Origin of the sequence: Candidatus Palauibacter sp. (assembly GCF_965222475.1) — a bacterium.
GTDB lineage: Bacteria > Gemmatimonadota > Gemmatimonadetes > Palauibacterales > Palauibacteraceae > Palauibacter.
The window spans coordinates 306,928-324,224 of the sequence record NZ_CBDCUB010000004.1; the positions used below are offsets into that span (position 1 = coordinate 306,928).

General features: G+C 69.5%; 10 protein-coding genes and 3 pseudogenes. 4 read left to right on the forward strand and 9 right to left on the reverse strand.

From position 1 onward, the window contains the following. Positions 1-685: 685 nt before the first annotated feature. From ACOQPP_RS10040 to ACOQPP_RS10070, 7 genes and pseudogenes are all read right to left on the reverse strand, one after another. Positions 686-1,786, reverse strand: coding sequence for a tyrosine-type recombinase/integrase (locus ACOQPP_RS10040; protein ID WP_420636436.1), 1,101 nt, complete (start codon positions 1,784-1,786; stop codon positions 686-688). 202 nt (positions 1,787-1,988) lie between these two features. After that, complete coding sequence (locus ACOQPP_RS10045) at positions 1,989-2,210, reverse strand: MbeD/MobD family mobilization/exclusion protein (RefSeq protein ID WP_419165455.1); 222 nt, start codon at positions 2,208-2,210, stop codon at positions 1,989-1,991. Positions 2,211-2,219: 9 nt separating this feature from the next. After that, positions 2,220-2,720: a hypothetical protein gene (locus ACOQPP_RS10050; protein WP_420636437.1), complete on the reverse strand. Its 501-nt coding sequence runs from the start codon at positions 2,718-2,720 to the stop codon at positions 2,220-2,222. Between the two features lie 295 nt (positions 2,721-3,015). Next, a pseudogene (locus ACOQPP_RS10055) lies at positions 3,016-3,453 on the reverse strand (relaxase/mobilization nuclease domain-containing protein); the annotation flags it as partial. Beyond that, positions 3,443-3,781 carry a MobC family plasmid mobilization relaxosome protein gene (locus tag ACOQPP_RS10060; protein ID WP_419165457.1) on the reverse strand — a complete coding sequence of 113 codons (339 nt, stop codon included), beginning with the start codon at positions 3,779-3,781 and terminating at the stop codon, positions 3,443-3,445. The pseudogene ACOQPP_RS10055 and the gene ACOQPP_RS10060, both read right to left, overlap by 11 nt. A 213-nt stretch (positions 3,782-3,994) precedes the next feature. Further along, a complete protein-coding gene (locus tag ACOQPP_RS10065) occupies positions 3,995-4,465 on the reverse strand; it encodes a helix-turn-helix transcriptional regulator (protein WP_420636438.1) in 471 nt (156 codons plus the stop codon). Positions 4,466-4,973: 508 nt separating this feature from the next. Next, entirely contained in the window at positions 4,974-9,344 is a 4,371-nt protein-coding gene (locus ACOQPP_RS10070) for a choice-of-anchor R domain-containing protein (RefSeq protein WP_420636439.1), read from the reverse strand. A gap of 440 nt (positions 9,345-9,784) precedes the next feature. Between ACOQPP_RS10070 and ACOQPP_RS10075 the strand changes: the two genes are divergently transcribed. Both ACOQPP_RS10075 and ACOQPP_RS10080 read left to right on the forward strand, forming a co-directional pair. Beyond that, positions 9,785-10,747 (forward strand): tyrosine-type recombinase/integrase, encoded by a 963-nt coding sequence (locus ACOQPP_RS10075; RefSeq protein ID WP_420636440.1) that lies wholly within the window; start codon positions 9,785-9,787, stop codon positions 10,745-10,747. A gap of 265 nt (positions 10,748-11,012) precedes the next feature. Beyond that, entirely contained in the window at positions 11,013-13,352 is a 2,340-nt protein-coding gene (locus ACOQPP_RS10080; protein WP_420636441.1) for an ATP-binding protein, read from the forward strand. A gap of 359 nt (positions 13,353-13,711) precedes the next feature. On the opposite strand, the pseudogene ACOQPP_RS10085 reads toward ACOQPP_RS10080, so the two are convergent. Further along, positions 13,712-13,854: pseudogene (locus ACOQPP_RS10085) on the reverse strand (IS481 family transposase); the annotation flags it as partial. Positions 13,855-13,871: 17 nt separating this feature from the next. Between ACOQPP_RS10085 and ACOQPP_RS10090 the strand changes: the two are divergent. Beyond that, positions 13,872-14,024: pseudogene (locus ACOQPP_RS10090) on the forward strand (helix-turn-helix domain-containing protein); the annotation flags it as partial. Between the two features lie 110 nt (positions 14,025-14,134). Here the strand turns inward: ACOQPP_RS10090 and ACOQPP_RS10095 are convergent. Beyond that, complete coding sequence (locus ACOQPP_RS10095) at positions 14,135-16,495, reverse strand: ATP-binding protein (RefSeq protein WP_419166734.1); 2,361 nt, start codon at positions 16,493-16,495, stop codon at positions 14,135-14,137. Between the two features lie 121 nt (positions 16,496-16,616). Between ACOQPP_RS10095 and ACOQPP_RS10100 the strand changes: the two genes are divergently transcribed. Then, the gene (locus tag ACOQPP_RS10100) at positions 16,617-17,165 is read left to right on the forward strand and encodes a hypothetical protein (RefSeq protein WP_419166733.1); all 549 of its coding nucleotides are present in this window, start codon (positions 16,617-16,619) and stop codon (positions 17,163-17,165) included. Positions 17,166-17,297 lie beyond the last annotated feature (132 nt).

Here is a 17,297-nt window from a genome sequence, read left to right on the forward strand (position 1 = left end):
GCCCGAATCCTCTATCTACAATCAGGATAGGCCTTTCCGGTACTCTTTAACAGGGGTCCGCGACGAATCACGCTTGTCTTGGGGCTAGTTCCCTCACGACTGATGTCCACTGATGTCCACGCCCGCGCGCGCTCACGTGCCCGGGAAGTGACCTGGTCGAGGACCTCGTCGGCCGTATCCACGTTCACCTCGATCCAGAGTGGCAGGTGGTCGGACGGCCGACAGGTGGCCTCGTCCTTGGTAATCTCGATACCTGGGAAGAGCGGACCGAAGTTGCCCTTGAAGAAATCGACAACCCCGCCACGGTCGGTGAAGGACTTCGTCTCACGCGGGCAATGCAGGTTCTGATCGTACCGCTTGTTCCGTCGCAGATTGGTGCCCCGCGCGCCCCCGGGGCGCTGCGGGTACGCGTAGCCCCTTGCTCGTAATCGCCCGGAAGGTCGCGTCGTTGACGCTCGGGATGTTGAAATCCCCCAGGACGACGATGTCCTTGTCGTTGTTGAGTTGTTTGAGCACTCCTCAACTAACCGGCGGCGGAGGCCGGGTGGCCACCGTCCCCCTTTTCGGGGGCAGCTGTCAGGTGATTACCGTGCAGATACCGTCGGGCAGGCATCTGTTTGTAACCGTTGGGCTTAGCAGCTTTGCTGGCCGGATTCCCGCCGAATGATTCCCGCCGAATGGGATCTCAGGGGCGAACCCTGTGGCGGTTTTCCAGGGCCTTCCTGAGCTGTCCCTCGTTGGGTCGCTGGTAGCAGGTAAGCACTGTCCGGGCGTTCTTCCAGCCGCCCAGCTCGCAGAGCACCTTCAGCGGCTGGTCCATGAGGTCGGACGCAAACTTGCGCCTTAAAGAGTGCCAGCCCCGGCGGTGCTTCGGCTCCAGCTCCGCGAGCGTTTCCGCCCGGTTCCACATGCGGTGTGCCGACATGTGGCCCAAGCACCTCGACGGATCCCTCGGGGCGGGCAGCACCGGCGCGTCCGCGGTGCCATTGCTCATGCGTCGCGCCTCTTCCAAGGCGGCGATCGCCTCGGTCGTCACCGGCGTCCGGTGTTCGTATCCGGTTTTTTCGTACTTCGCGCGCCACCGGACCACTCCGCCCTCGAAGTCAACATCAGCCCACCTGAGCTTGCGGATGGCCCCGATCCGGTGTCCGGTCTCATGCGCGAGCACGAGCGCGACGTGGAATCGCCAGCCGACCTGCCGAGAAACCCGGAGAAGCGCTTGGTACTCCTCCTCGGAAAGGACGACCCTGGTGGGGTTCTTCTCCTTGGGCTTCCTGAGGCCCTTCAGCGGGTTCCGGTCGAGGAGCAGGCGGCCTCGCTCGTCCCTCGACCTCTCGGCCCAGTTGAGGACCGCGAGCAGGAACGTCAGGTCCCACTCGATCGTCCGGTTGCCCACGGGCTTGCCTGAGACGCCGATCCTTCCCGCGCGGCGCTGCCGGATGAAGCGGTCCCAGTCGCGCTGCGAAAGCGTCGCCGGGTCGCGGTCCCTGCTGAAAAAGCGAAGGAACATCGCCGTCGCGACTCGGTCACGCTGCTGGGTCCGCTCGCCCTTGGTGGGCGTCACCTCCTCACCGTAAATGTCAAAAAGCATCTCCAGGGTGAGCGGCTCGGGCTCGGAGTCGGCTTTGCCGTTGGGCTCGTGGACCGTCAAGCCAGCGGCAACCTCATCCGCCTGCCTCTTGGCCCTCGCCCAGTCGCGGTGTTTGAGCGACCGGGTGAGCCTGCGCCCGTTATCGCGCCACTCGATCTGGTACAAGCCGGTCTTGGGATCGGGAAACACCCTCACCCGGTTCCGGCCCCATTCGCCGGCGCCGTAACTGCGCCGACTTCGTTTCGTGCGTGCCATCATTCGATTCCTCTCGTGATGGACTGCACGATCTGCGCGCCTCAAAGCTCGCTGCGCGGGGCCGTCCACGCCAGATTTCCCGTTCATCACCGGCTCGGACCATGATCGCGGTCCGGCCCGCGCTGGCGTATCACCGTCACCATCAGCACAAGGTCGCGGCGAGCGTCCCGTAGCACTCGGCCAAGCGTTTCACTTGCCCGTCGAGCCGCTCGATTCGCATCCGCAAGGCTTCGTTCTCCCCGCTTTGCCGCTCGACGCGCCGCCGCAAGGCTTCGACCTGCCCGGAGTGCCGCCGCTGCTCCGTCTCGTACTGCGCGGACAACCTCTTCAAGGCCGCCGTCAACTGCCGTTCCAACTCGCTCATACAGTTCCCTCACTCTCTCGACAGCTTCACGGCAGGCCGATCGCGCCAGGTCCAGCCCGTATTGTCCAGCGTCCCCGCTGGCAGCACCACGACCCGCTCTCCCTCGATCTCCAGCAGGACGACCCCCCAGGTGTCCACCTCCATCTGCGCGAGCGTCCGCCGGGCTTCGTTGATGTCGTAGTCCAGTTCCGCGACCCTCTCGATCCGGGCCTGGATGCTCCTCGACAACCACCGCATCGTCGCCCAGCTTCCGCCGAAGATGCCGAGCCAGAGACCCAGGCCGACGACGAAGGGCCGGAGCCACGCCTTCATGAGCAGCCCGCGCATCCGCCCGGTCGCCTCCTCCGTATCGCGCTCGATTGTACGCAGCGCGTTCCTCGCGACGCGCCGCGAGTTCTCGCCGAGCCGCCCGAGCTCGCTCGCGGTCAATTCCTCGATCTCCCGGCGCTCGCTCTCCAGCCGTCTCCGCAGCCGCTCGGTCAAATCGTTCGCGCTCGAAGTTCTCTCCATACAGTTCTCCTTTCAGCCGCCACCGGACCCCGCTCTCGGGGTCCAGCGCGGTGAGGTAATCCTTGCCCTGGCGCGGCACCTCAAGGCCCGCTTCCCGCAGTGCGGAGACGACATCGGCACGGTCCCGCACCGTGCCGTGCTCGACGCGCTGGAGCAGGTAGTCCCGGATCAGGTCGCGGGGGGAGGCTTCGAGCCGGAGGCCGGCCCGCAGCCGTGCCGCCTCGACATAGGCGCGGTGCCCGGGTTGCTCCACCCTGGCCCGCGCCGGGTCGTCCGGGCGTGCCCAGCCGTGTTCGTGATTGAATGCGTCCCGAAGGGGACCAAAGGTCTTCTCCCAGCCCGGCGGCGCGATGTTGAGGCTCCGCCCGGTTTCCAGGTCGCACCGCGCGGCCAGGACATGCACGTGAGCGCCTCCGCCGCGCTCGCGGTGCAGCACGGCGGCCCAGGCGTATCGGTCGGGCTCCAGTCCCGCCCAGGCCGTCTTCTCGAAGGCGTCCAGGACCGCCTCGATCTGCTCGTCGGTGGGTCCGTCCTCCGGGGCCCAGGCGATCACGCCGGAGGTGTACTTGTGCTCGAACGCCAGCGTGTCGGCCACGGCGGCCACCATGTCCGGGTTCCCGCGCAGCACCTCGACGCCCTCGCGCGGCTTCCCGGCCGCGTCCCGCTCCCCGAGGAGGTAGCCAGCGGCGTCCCGTGCCGAGCCGGTCCCGCGGGCCAGAAACCTAATGTGCATCGGAGTCCGAACTCTCGAAGCGAGCCAGCGCGGCGAGCGCCCGCTCGATGGCGATGAGGTGGCCGATCACCTCGACGGCCTCGACCGCCCCCTTGTGCGTATTGGCCCACCGAGCGATCTGGTTGAGGTTGTTGCCGACGCGCGCCACCTCCCGCGTGCGCTCGCGCTCCACCTCGGCGTGCGCCACGGTCCAGGTGTGCGCCCGGCCAATCGAGCGGCGAATCAGATCCGACAGCGTCAGGCCCGCGGCGCGGGCCTTGGCGTGCCACGCGGCACGCTCCGCCTCGCTGGAGCGGATCTTCACCCACACGGCGCGTCCGGCGCTCACGGCGCGCCGTTGCCGTTGCGGGGGTCAGAGGGGGCACAGCCCCCCGCCAGCCCCTCCGGGAGACACACGGAGTGTGGCCACGGAGGGTAAGCTGGCTCCCCGACCTTAGCGGCGTCCGACAAGCCCGTGCGCCGCCGCCGCGGGTGCCCGGACTCGACGCGGCGGACGGGCCTCCTCCGCGTGCTCACGCGGCCCGAGGATCCCGGGCCGGGCTTACCCTCGCACACGCTGCCGCCTATGCGCCCGCACACCGGAGCTCCGCGCGATCCGCTCGCGGATCCAGTCCTCCACCTCGGCCTCGACCCAGCGCACCACGCGCTCGCTCAGCCGGATCGCCTGGGGGAAGCGACCCTCGGCCGACCACCGGTAGATCGTGCTCCGCGACAGGCCCGTCCGGGCCTCCACCTCCGATACCCGCAGGAAGCGGGTCGGCGGTCTCGTTCTCCGTTCCATCGCGTTCTCGGTCTCCGCTCCGCTCTTCCGCGTTCTCCTCGACCGCGCCCCGGGCCTCGACCTCCGGGTTCGGCCGGGAGGAGCCTGCGCCCTGCCCGGGTCCTGGTCGAAGCCTGCGATGAACGCCAGAACCCGGTCCGCCGTCCTGAGCGACGGCGAGCGGCCGCCCGCGATCTGGCGCATCAGGTTGGGGTCGCCCACGGCCCTCATTCCGAGCGTCGTCGGACTCATGCCCGTCTCTTCCGGGAACGCATTCACCCGTGTGTTGAATTGATCCTCCAGCGTCTGCATGACTGCCGTTCCAACCGTGTCAGGACCCCTAACGGTGAAAGGGCCTTTTCGAGGAAGTCAATTCTTAGGAAATCTCCTAAGTGTCTGTCCTGTCCGATGTTGTCCGACGTGTCCCTCCTGTCCGGGAGGCCGCCGCCAATGCGGTGGCGGAGCGCCCCCGCGAGCACTTTGGGGGAACCCGTTGAACAGGTGTCGCGAAGCGCGGCCGGCGGCGGATGGGAGCCGCCGCGGGAAGGGGAGTGCCGGGGCCTCCGTCGCGGGCAGGCCCCGACCGGCGTGGGACCGGGTTTCAGGGGTCCGTGGGGCCCGGACCGTCCTCGAGGACCGGATCGGGGGCCGCGGGCGAGGCGGGGCGAGCCGGGTTCCTCGGGAACACCAGACGGAAAGAGGGGCGCGCCGGCCGGCACACCCCTCTCACACCATCCTTCCCTCTCGGGCGTCCCGCGCGCTACCGCCCGATGGCGACCGCGTAGTCCTCCGGGTCCCCAAGCGTGAAGTCCTCGGCCGCGACCTGGAGAAGGCTGACGCGGTAGCGTGCCTCATCGCCCCGGTGGGGCACCCAGACCCGCAGCACCGGCGCGTCCGGCGGGAGCGCTCCGGCGATGACGACCTCGCGCCGCATGGAGGACGATTCGTCCGTCTCGAAGATCTCGAGGCCCGGCGCCTGCACCGAGTCGATGGCCGGACCCTCGATCACCAGCATGGCTCCGATGTCGCGGGCCCGCGGCGGGGCCGTCAACCGGACCTGCAGAGGGCCGGGATCCGTGAACGCCGCGCCCACTGCGTCATGGCCGGGCGTGTCAGCCCGCGGGCCGACGATGCCGTCCCCGCAGCCCCAGGCCAAGGTTACGACGGCCAGCAGCGCCGTCCGCAACCACCCGGACCGCCGGGTCCGGGAACCGGCGGTGGGCGGGTCCGCAGCCGCTCGGCGGCGGCGGGCGGGGCCGCGCGCGCCCTTTCGCCGCTGGCTGGCCTCTCGCGCCGGCTGCGACGCCGGCATCGCGGGGGGAGCGGAAGGCGGTGGTCCCGCGCCGTCAGCCGACCCGGATCCCGGCCGGCAGCGGTTGATCCAGGCAAGCAGATCACCGAGGTCATACGTTCCGTTCCCGTTCCCCATATCGTCCAGGGCGGCGAGCTGGTCACTGTCCATATCTCCGTCCCTCCACAACGCCGCCGCCGCCCTGCCCGGGGCCAGACCGTCTCCGCCGGCCAGCGCCGAGCAGGCGCGCGCGGCCAGGTCTTCCCTCATGGGGGCACTGGCCGCCGGGGCGCGCGAGCCGTCCACCTTGTGGTCGCGCTCGGTCCCCCGCACCGACGAGGAGAGGTCCGCGTCCACGCCGCCCCCCAACGCCGCGATCGCCTCCCCCGCGTCCAGCGCCACCGGACCGGCACGGCCCAGCGCGTCGCCGTCGACCAGGAAGATCCCGTTGTTGTCCTCGTCGCCTTCCTGAACCACGTAGCCGAAGACCAGCGCCGCCGTGCCGCTCCCCGACTCGTACGGCGCGTCCACCCGCCGCGTCGCGCTCCGGTTGCCCAGCGAGAACGTGAAGTGCGGCCTCCCCGTCACCTCCACCTGCTCGCTGAAAGACACCGTGAACCGGATCGTCTCCCCGAGCCCGTAGGTGTCCCGCTCCAGCTTCGGTACCGACGTCACCTGCACCGCCGTGATCCGCGGCACCGTCGTGTTCACCGGACCCTCCACCGTCGCCGAGATCGTCTCCGACAGCGCCCGGCCGTCCTTCGTGCAGACCGCCGCCGGGGTACCGCAGGCCGCCCCCGCCGCGACCGTCACCGTCACGTCCGACGGCGAATCCGGCTCGAGCGTCAACTCCCACAGGTCCCTGCGTCGGTTCACCCGACTGGCCGACGTCGCCCGGCCACCGGCCACCGCCACCACGTCCTCCCGCAACCGCCGGCCGTTCATCCAGCTCAGCGGCTCGCTGAACGCGATCCTGAACGTGAACGCGCTCTCCCCGTCGTGCGTCTCCGGCATGTCCCGGAACTCCGCCGTCAACGGCGGCGGCGGACCCGGCTCCGGACCCGGGATCGTCGACGCCGCCGGCACCTGCGTCAGCACCTTCCCGCCGGCCGTGCAGATGCCGCCCGAGGCGCACGCCGCGTCCGCCACCAGCGCGAACGTCACGTCGCCGCCCCCGTCGGGGACCAGGAAGAACACCCACGCGTTCTCCAAGCCGTCCTCCGCGTGCGGCTGGACCGAGGCCACCGTGCCGCCCGTCACCGACACCGACCGCGTGTCCGCCCCGAACTCCGCCACCGGCTCGCTGAATGCGACCACCACCTGCGGCCGGTCGTCCGCGCCGCTGTGCGACGCCGACGCGAACGCGCTCGCCGGGAAGCTCGCCGACAGCGCCGCCGGGTCGCTGTTGCGGATCGTGCCCCTGGCCGCGCGGTCGCCGTCCCTGAGCCTCGCGCCGTCCGGGTTCGACAGCCTCAGCGTGAACGTCTCGCCGTCGTCCTCCTCGTCGTCGTCGATGATCGGCACCGTCACCGTCCGCTCGGTCTCCAGCGGATTGAACCGCAGCGTGCCGCTCGTCTCCGTGTAGTCCAGGCCCGCCTTCGCGCCCGTGTCCCCCGAGCCGTCGCGCGTCGCGTATTCGACCGTCACGATGCCCAGGCCGTGCGGCTCCAGGCGCACCGTGAACGCCATCTCGCCGTCGGCCTCGTGCGCCTCGGCGTCCTCCACCGACAAGTACGGCGCCGCCTGCCGCGTCCCGTCCACCCTGTGGCCGCTCTTCGTGCCCTCCCTCCTGTAGGAAAGGCGCGCCTCCTGGTCCCAGTCGTTGCGGATGCTGAAGCCGTCGAATTTGTCGATCGACTCGCCTATCGGGTTGGCGGGGATCGCGACGCCGTTGCGGTCGAGGTCGACCACCAGCACCAGGTACGCGAACACCAGCGTGTTGGTGCCGCTCCCCGACTCGTAGCGGGCCTCGCACACCGACCCGCAGGGGTCGCCCACCTCGAGCGCCATCGCCGGCTCGCCCTCGACGTGCACCGTCTGGTCGAACCGCACCTCGATGCGGATGTTCTCGCCCTCGCCGTAGGTGTCCTCCTCCCTGCTGTTCCGCCACCGCAGCCGCGGCGTCGAGACCACCTCGATGTCTTCGATCACCGGCGCCGTCGGCCCGTCGTCGTCCACCACCGTCACGGTGGCGGTAGACGGGTCGCCCACCGTGTACCCGGCCCCGGCCCGCACCGCCGCGGTCAGGTCGCCGTCCGGCTCGGTGAGATCGTCGTTCTCCAGCTCCACCGTCAGCGCCGCCGTGGAGGAGCCGCGCGCGAACGTTACCGTCCGCTGCGTCGCGGCCCCGTCCGGCAGCACGTCGCGGTCCGCCTGCTCCGTCAGCGCCACCGTCACGGTCAGCGCCGACCCCGTGGCACCGGTGCGGCTCAGGGTGAATACCGCGGGCTGCTCCTCCAGGACCGTCGGGTTGGCCGCCGCAATGCTCACCGCCGGCGGCGTGTCGTCGTCGCGGATGACGATAGTTTGCTCGGTCCCGCGGTTGTCGCTGATAATGTAGATTTCGAACACGATGGTCTCGTCCGCCTCGGCTTCCCCGTCGTCGACGATGCCGATCTCGAAGGAGTGCCGCGCCACCCAGGCCGTGCCGTCGGCGTTGGCCGAGAACTCCGAGACCGGCACGATGGCGATACGGTTGCCCAGGCCCTGCGGCCTGGTGTAGTCGTCGCCGCGCGTTGCCGTTCCCGGGCGCTGCCGATAGAACAGTTGCGCGTCGATCACCGGCGCGGTGTTCTGCCGGGTCGTGAGCGTCACGGTCACATTCGCCGTCCCCGCGCCCTCGTCCACGGCCGCCGGCGCGTCGATCGCGATGTCCTGGGGAAGGTCCGCATCGTCGTTCAGGATGGTCAGCCTCACGTCGTCCGGGTTCGGTATGGCCGGGTTCGACACGACGCCGGACACCTTCACCACGTCGTTCGGCTCGGGGTCTTCGTCGCTAACCGGACTGATCCTCACCGTCCCGGTGCTCCCGGTCGCGTTCGCCGCGAAGCTCAGCGTCCGGTTCGTGCTCAGCTCGAAGTCGTCGTCGGTCGCCGGCGCCACCGGGCTCGCCGAGATCTCCACCGTGAAGGCCACGGGCGAGGCGGGCGAGGCCGTCGCCGTCACCGTGACCGCCAGGAGGTCCTCGTGGGGCTCGTTGTCGCTCAGATGCAGCGTCACTTCCAGCCCCGTCGGGATCACCACCGTGCCGCGGACCTCCATCCTCAGTTTGGTGTTGTTGTCCTCCAGCCAACTGCCTGGTGTCCCCCCGTGACGCGAATCCCGGATGCTGAATCCGTGTGCGGTTGTCTCATTGTTCGAATTAGTCACGGAAATATCGAAGTAAGAATTGTCAGTCGTGGTATTCGATACCACGACCCAGTATTCCGTATCGGCGTTGAGCGAGAGCGCGCTTGGGGCCGCAAACGTCCGGTTTCCCGCCGTGCCCGAGTTGTCTCCAATGGGGTCGGCAGGACTGTCGAGCACGGCCAGCAGGGTCCCCGGATTGCCGGAACTGCCGTCGTCGTGGATCGCTACCCGCACCACCTGCCCCGTGCCACTACCTTCGAGCAGGTTCAGCACGACGCTCTGGAGCGTGTATCCCGCCGGATTCGATCCGGTCGTGAACCGCTGGGCATTTCTTTTCTCGCCGAGTTCAATAGTCCCAATTGTATAATCCGGGGGAAATACGTTCTGCAGGCCGGTGTGCGACTCCGTGATGTTCGAGACCAGCGAGATCTCCTGCGCCTGGGCCACCCCCGGCGGCAGCAGCAGGGCGAGGGTAACGAGCAACGCGTGCACGAGCGGCTGCGGACCGCCCCTGCCGGGACCGGTGGCGGCGGATGCCCCCTGCGGCTTTGAACGCGTCGGTCGAGGCGGGCCACAGCGCTGCCGCGGAGCAGGAGAGGTGCTGGCGGCGCGAATCTGGACATGGTGGCCGCTGCCGCCGGGTGGTGTGTAAGGAGAGGGACGGCCGCCCCGGCGGGGCGGCAGGTGCTCAGGCCGTGGAGGCGGGCAGCCGTGTTCCCTCGCGCTTGAGACGCTCGGCAAGATGGTACCCGTGCGGCGCTCGCGGCCGCGTCCGTCAGGTGTCCTAGTCATCGCGATGTCTCCTTCGCTGGTTCCCCTGGCGGTTTCCGCGGGCGGATTTAGCTCTCGATAATTGTAGTTATCGAGAGCAAACCGTTTTGCTGTATGTCATTGTGCAGGGGGCACTTATGCGGATTTCGGCGCCAGGAGGCGTGTCCGACCGTCCCGACCCGGCCACTTCGCGGTCACAGCTCGGCGAGCGACTGACCGCCTACCTGGAAGCCGCCGATGGCGCCCTGAGCGGCCATACCGTGCGAGCGGTGCGAGCGGACCTGGAACGGTTCGCGGCGTGGTGCGCCGAGCGGGGGCGTTCTCCGCTGCCCGCGCGCGCGGGCACGATGGTGGCCTACGTCGAGGCGATGGCGAGCGAGCGAGCGCCGGCCACCGTGCGACGCTACGTGTCGAGCGTCGCCACCGTGCACAAGGCGGCCGGGGAGCGGAGCCCTCTCGAGCACGTGACCGTGAGGCGGGCGCTTAAGCGGATGCACCGGCGGAGGGGGTGCCGGCAGAGGCAGGTGCGGGGACTGACCTGGACGCTCCGCCGGCGCCTGATGGAGGCCGCGGGCGACCGGGCGATCGACGTCAGGAACCGAGCGATTCTGGCCGTGGCCTACGACGCCATGCTCCGCCGCTCCGAGCTGGTCGCGCTGCAAGTCGTTGACGTGACGATGGATAGGGGCGGCTCGGCCTCGCTCCTCGTGCGCCGCGCGAAGACCGATCCGGAGGGCGGCGGCGCGATGCTCTACCTGCACCGAGACAGCGTGAGGCTGCTCTCGGAGTGGCTGAGCGCGAGCGGGATCGGTGGCGGGCCGCTCTTCCGTTCGATGCGCAAGGACGGCACGCTGGGCGGCCGGCTGCATGAGAGCCAAGTGCCGCGCATCTACAAGGCGATGGCCGAACGGGCCGGGCTCCCGGCGCGGATCGTGCGGCGGCTCTCCGGGCACAGCCCCCGCGTGGGCGCGGCTCAGGACATGATCGCCAAGGGGATCGGGATCCCCGCGATCATGCAGGCCGGACGCTGGAAGAGCGCCCGGATGGTGCAGCGCTACGGCGAGCGGCTGCTCGCCAAGCGCAACGGCGCCGCACAGCTGGCACGGCTTCAGAAACGCAGATGAGCCCCGAAGAACACGGGGGGCTCTCTGGTCACAAGAGTTGCCGCAGTTTACTCTCGATAACTACAATTATCGAGAGCTATCCGGAAAGCTACGCGCTATTTGGTGACTGAGTTGTGATTTACAGACAAAGTCTGGTGATCTGTTAGTGACTTCTTGCGCGGAACGCGCTATCCTCCACTCCCGTCTGGTCCGGCGGAACCTGGCCGGACCGATCGGTCGGAGCCTCTAGCGGGCTTCGCCTCACCCTTCTGCGGGAAGTGGAGCATTGAACGATCCAGACCCGGCCGGTCCCGGGAGCGGTGTGTCCGATGAGCGCATCTCGCGGCTGAGCGCGGCGATCCTGCGCATCAGCGCGAGCCTCGACCTGGCCACCGTGCTCGAGGAGGTGGTCGAGAGCGCCCGGGCTCTCACCGGTGCCCGGACCGGCGTGATCACGACGATCGACGGACGGGGACGGGTCGAGGACTTCGTCACCTCCGGCCTTGCCGAGGAGGAGCGCCGGAAGATGGACGAGTGGCCCGACGGCGAACGGCTCTTCCGGCACCTCCGCGACCTTCCGGCCCCTCTCCGGGTGGCGGACGTTGACGACTACCTCCGCTCGCTCGGCCTCTCCCCGAACCCCTGGGGCTCGAAGACGATGCAGGGGACGCCGATGCGCCGCGGCGGCGGGCATCTCGGCAGCTTCTTCCTCGCCGACAAGGAGGACGGCGGGGCGTTCACCGACGCGGACGAGGAGGTCCTGGTCCTGTTCGCCTCGCAGGCGGCCACCGCGATCGCCAACGCGCGCACGCACCGGGACGTGGAGCGGGCGCGGACCGACCTGGCGGCACTCATCGAGACCTCGCCGGTGGGCGTCGCGGTGTTCGACGCCGCAACCGGCCATCCGGTGTCGTTCAACCGCGAGGCCAGGCGCATCGTCGAGGCGCTCCGCACCCCGGGCCGTCCGCCCGAGCAACTGCTCGAAGTGATCACGTGCACGCACCCGGACGGGCGGGAGGTCTCCCTCGAGAAGCTCCCCCTGTCCCGGCAGCTCGGGCACGCGGAGACGATGCGGGCCGAGGAGGTCGAGCTCTCGGTGCCCGACGGGCGGAGCGTCCGGACGCTCGTCAACGTCACGCCGATCCGTTCGCCGGACGGACGGGTCGTGTCGGTCGTCGTCACCATGCAGGACCTGGAGCCGCTCGAGGAGCTGGAGCGGCAGCGCGCGGAGTTCCTCGGCATGGTGAGTCATGAGCTCCGCGCCCCGCTGACCTCGATCAAGGGCTCGGCGGCGACCGTGCTCGACGCCGCCACGCTCCCCTCCCAGGCCGAGATGGTGCAGTTCTTCCGCATCATCGGCGGGCAGGCCGACCACATGCGGGGCCTGATCGCGGACCTGCTGGACGCGGGCAGCATCGAGGCGGGCACGCTCACCGTCCAGCCCGAGTCCTCCGACGTGGCGGTCCTCGTGGACCGGGCCCGCAACACGTTCCTGAGCGGCGGAGGCCGGCAGGCGGTCCTCATCGACCTCCCGCCGGACCTGCCGCGGGCGATGGCCGACCGCGAGCGCATCGTGCAGGTGCTCAACAACCTGCTGTCGAACGCGGCCCGTCACGCTCCGCCCTCCTCGCCGATCCGCCTCGAAGCGGCGGGCGAGGACGGCCATATCGCGATCTCGGTCTCGGACGAGGGCCGCGGCATCCCGCCGGACCGGCTGCCGCACCTGTTCCGCAAGCGCGCCAGCCCGGCCGGAGGCACCGGCCTTGGGCTCGCGATCTGCAAGGGACTCGTCGAGGCGCACGGCGGCCGCATCCGCGCCGAGAGCGGGGGGACGGGGCAGGGCGCGCGGTTCACGTTCACCATCCCCGCGGCCGGGGAGACCGCACCCGCAGCGACCCCGCTCCGCGGCCCGACGCGCACGCCGGGGGCGGGGCGGGAGAAAACGCGCATCCTGGTCGTGGACGACGACCCGCAGACGCTCCGCTACGTGCGGGCCGTCCTCTCCGATGCGCGATACGCCCCCCTCGTCACGGGCGATCCGGACGGGCTGGGCCGCCTGATCCGCGCCGAGAAGCCCCGCCTCGTGCTGCTTGACCTCATGCTGCCGGGGACGGACGGGATCGAGCTGATGCGGCGGGTCCCCGAGTTGTCCGATCTTCCGGTCATCTTCATCTCCGGCTACGGCCGGGACGAGACCATCGCCGCGGCGCTCCAGAGCGGCGCGGCCGACTACATCGTCAAGCCGTTCTCGCCGACCGAGCTCGTCGCCCGGGTCCAGGCGGCGCTACGGAACAAAGCCGTGCCCGAGACGTTCGTGCACGGGGAACTCGCCGTCGATTACGGCCTGCGACGCGTGAGCGTCGCAGGCCGCGAGGTTCCGCTCACGACCACGGAATACGAGCTGCTGCGCGTCCTGTCGGCAGGCGGGGGACGGGTCGTGAGCACGGAGGCGCTCCTCCGGCAGGTGTGGGGACGCCGGGGCTCGGACGACACCGATCGCGTGCGCACCGTCGTCAAGAAGCTCCGCAAGAAGCTCGGCGACGACGCGGCCAACCCCACCTACATCTTCAACGCGCACGGCGTCGGATACCGCTTCGCCGCGGGCCTCGGGCCTCCGTTGCGGTAGCGGGCAGCATCCACTGTCGGGTGTCGGGTTACGCGCCACCAGCCTTGCCCTGGTTAGGTCTTGAAGGGTTACTCTACGGGGAGGAATCATCAAATAGGGCCATCGGTGCGCTACAGCGCCTCAGGGACGACGGGCGGGACTATTGGAAGTCAAGCTCCCAAGCTCGGCGATGTCGGCGAAGACGAGACTGACGCGACCGATTCCCGCCAATCGATCCCGTTCTTCCAGCTATAGTGACACGGAGGAGTCAGATCTCGTCAAACGGCAAGAATGGCAGATCGTGCAGTCCTGTTTGAACTTACGTGGTTTCTCGCCGTGATTTGAGCCTCGGGTATTCCGCTTACCGTTCTAGAACACACCTGGAAGTTCCTTCGGATCTCGTAGAACTGCTGCCGGCCGTAACCCACGATCCGGCCCGCCTTCGACACGCTGCCGAGTTCCTGGGCCAGTTCTGCAGTGACAGCTTCCGCCGCGCTATCTTCGCGGCTTGGACGGTGGTCATTCTTCTCTCCTCCGCGGTACGGGGCCGAGGGACTGCTGGATCGCATGCCCGGGGCGAGAGGACCGCACCCGAACCGCGTGGCGTCGGAGGTGGAGGAGGCGATCCCGGCCCATGCGCTGGCGCACCCGACGCACGGAGCGCAGCGGGTGGCCGACGAACTCATGCTGAGGCGATGTCCGGGGAGAAAGCCGTCGGTGCGGAAGTCCGCACGTCCGTGCGTGGGAATGCCCGCGAGCCCATTCCCAACGTTGGGGCTGGGTCTCCGCCGCCCGCCGTTACCTTACTCCTCGCGCGGTGCGGGCATGCGGTAGCCGACCCCGCGCTCGTTGAGGATGTAGGCCGCCCGGGCCGCGTCCTCGCCCAGCTTGCGGCGTAGCCTCTTCACGACGGCGTGCACGAGCTTCGGGTCGCCGTGGCCTTCAGCCCGTCCCCACGCCTGGCGGAGCAGCGAGCGGTGCGTCGAGACCCGTCCCGCGTTGGCCGACAGGACGCGGAGCACCTCGTACTCGGTGGCCGTCAGCGCCACCGGGCGGTCGGCCAAGGTCACCCGGCGCCGTTCGTAGTCGATGGCGAGTTCTCCCAGCACGAAGGGTTCGAGTTGGGTGTGCCTCCTTAGCGCCGACCGGATCCTCGCCGTCAGCTCCGTCGGCGAGAACGGCTTGACGATGTAGTCGGCGGCCCCGGCTTCAAGCGCCCTCGCGATCGTCTCGTCCCGTCCGTAGGCGGAGATGAAGATGACCGGCAGATCGGCCAGCTCGGGAACGTGTTCCATCAGCTGGATGCCGTCGGTGCCGGACAACATCAGGTCGAGCAGGACCAGATGGGGTTTCTCCGCCCGGATGACCCGGTCAAGGTCATGGTGGTCGCCCGTGACCAGCGCGGCGTAGCCCGCCTCGGTGAGCGCGTCGCGCACGTGGAGCAGCGCCTGCGGGTCGTCGTCCACCACGAGGATGCGCGCCGGCTCCCGGCCCTGCCGTCGCGCCACCGCTCGACCCCGGGCGGAGGCAGGTGCTACCGGGTCGCCGCCGGCTTCATCGGCCACCGGGACCGTGAAGGTGAACCGGGCACCCCGGCCCTCCCCGCCGCTCGTGGCCCAGATGCGGCCGCCGTGTGCCTCGACCAGCCCCTTGCAGATGGCCAGGCCCAGACCGGCCCCGAGACCGCGCTCCCCGGCGCCGGCGCCGGCGTACTTCTGGAACAGGTGCGCGAGCTGTTCCGGTGGAATGCCTCCGCCCCGGTCGGAAACCGAGATCGCGACGTAAACGCCATCGCGCTCCGCGGTGACCCGGATGGGCGAGGACTCTGGAGCGTGCCTGGCCGCGTTGGAGAAGAGGTTGTTCAGAACCTGTACGCAGCGCTGCCGGTCCACCATCACGCGAGGCAGGTCCGATGGAAGGTCGACGAGGACCGTGTGCCGGCCGCCGCCGCTCAGGAACGTGTTCCTCGCCCGGTCCACCAGCGCCACCGCCTCCGACGGTTCCGGCGCGACCGACAGCGTGCCCGTCGCGATGCGCCCCGCATCCAGCAGGTCGCCGATGAGACCGCTCATGTGATCGGCCTGCGTGTCGATGATGCGGAGGAACTGCAGCATTTCGGCCGGAGCGAAGCCCGGCGAGGCGGCGAGCACCGTGGCCGCCGAGCCCTTGATGGAGGTGAGCGGCGTGCGCAACTCGTGACTCACGATCGCCAGGAACTCGGCCCGCATCCGCTCGAGCTCCTCGAATGGCGCCAGATCCTGCATCGTGACCACGACCGACTCGACCCCGCCCTCCGGCGCATGGATCGGCGTGGCGTTGACCAGCGTCTTCACGCTCCGGCCGTCGGGGACCGAGAGCACGATCTCCTCGGTGCGCAGCGTCTCGGCGGTGCTTAGCCGCAGCGCCAGCGTGAAGTCCGCGAGGGCGACCTCGCGCCCGTCGGCGCGCCGGCACGTGATCACCTCAAGCAGCTGCTCCAGGGACTGGTCCGGCATCCGCAGGCCCTCGACAATCCGCGCCGCCTCCCGGTTCACCGACAGGGCATCGCCGCTCCCGGCGTCGAAGACCACCACGCCGACCGGCGAGGTCTCGACCAGCGCCTCCATGTTCGCCCGCGCGCGCCGCTCGTCCCGGTAGGCGCGGGCGTTGCCGATCGCCGCGCCCGCCTGCGACGCAAACAGCACGAGCATCTCTTCGTCCTCGCTCGTGAACTCCCGCCCCCCTTCCTTCTCGGTCAGAAAAAGGCTGCCCAAGTGCACGCCCCGATGACGGATCGGCGTGCCCTGCAGCGTCTTGCCCGGAAGCACGGGCGCGCTCAAGCCGAGCGACCGGACGTAGCCGGGCAGATCCGCGACTCTCAACGGGCGCGGAAGGTCCCGAAGGTGCTCGAACAGCCGCTGCCCGTCGGCCCAGTTCGCCAGTTGCCGGTGCTCGTCCGGCGGGATGCCGGAGCTGAGGAACCGCTGCGCCCTGCCCAGCTCATCGACCATCGTGATCACGCCGCGGCGGGCGCCCGTCAACGCGCGGGCGCCGTCGACGACCTCCCGCAGCACGGTGTCGAGATCGAGGCTCGCGCTGATCCGCAGGAGGGCCCCGCACAGCCTGGCGATGCGCGCCCGCAGCACCTCGACCCGCCGCAGCAGCGCGTCAGTATCGGTCGTCACCGGTCACCCCTTCCCGGAATATCGCCAGATTATCGTCGATGTATCGTTTCCTGTCGCCCCGCAATCATACGACAACCCCTAGAATAGTAGTAGGGGTGCGGGTCGCGACCAGGAGAAGAAGATGTCCGCCGCATACACAATGAGGTCTTGGCGCGCCGACAAGACGGCGAACGGCCTCTTCATGGGGATCGACGGGCTGGACGAGTGGGCGATCGTCATCTCCTTCGGCGATTCCACGGAACGCGAAGGCTGGGGGCACGATCAGATTCGGGCCATCAAGCGTCTCGCGTCTCGCATGCGCCAGTCCGCGCGCGTCCGGCGTGCGATGGCCGATGCCGAGGCGTTGGGCGCGGCGCTGGCCAAACCGCTGGAGAACAGGCGGTTGGGGATTATCCAGCTGGATCGCCAGGGGCGCATACTCGAGGCGAACGACCGCGCCCGGGACATTCTGTCGCAACACGACGGGCTCTGCGACGCGGGGGGCGTGCCGAGTGCCCGGCACCATGGGGAGAACGAAGAGCTGGAGCGCTTGCTGGCGCAGGTGCCGCCCCGTGTAGGGGGTGCGGGTCGGTTTGCGAACGTGCATTCCGGTACGCGCGGCAGCTTCGCGGGATTCCAGGCGGCCTATTTGAACCGTCGTGCAGGTCTTCGGGCAGAGCGGGACTCGTGAAAAAGCCGCGGGCGGGGTCGCGTACCCGCAAGGATCGGCAGCGTGAGTGGGGGGCCCACGGCCCCGGCGCCGGCTGCGGTACGGCGGAGATTGCATCGGTCCGCGGGACGCCTGCGAGACTTGTGCGCGGGA

Coding starts and splice junctions, on each gene's coding strand:
- ACOQPP_RS10045 (WP_419165455.1), bottom strand. CDS start 2,210: ATGAGCGAGTTGGAACGGCAGTTGACGGCGGCCTTGAAGAGGTTGTCC.
- ACOQPP_RS10050 (WP_420636437.1), bottom strand. CDS start 2,720: ATGGAGAGAACTTCGAGCGCGAACGATTTGACCGAGCGGCTGCGGAGA.
- ACOQPP_RS10065 (WP_420636438.1), bottom strand. CDS start 4,465: ATGAGTCCGACGACGCTCGGAATGAGGGCCGTGGGCGACCCCAACCTG.
- ACOQPP_RS10100 (WP_419166733.1), top strand. CDS start 16,617: ATGTCCGCCGCATACACAATGAGGTCTTGGCGCGCCGACAAGACGGCG.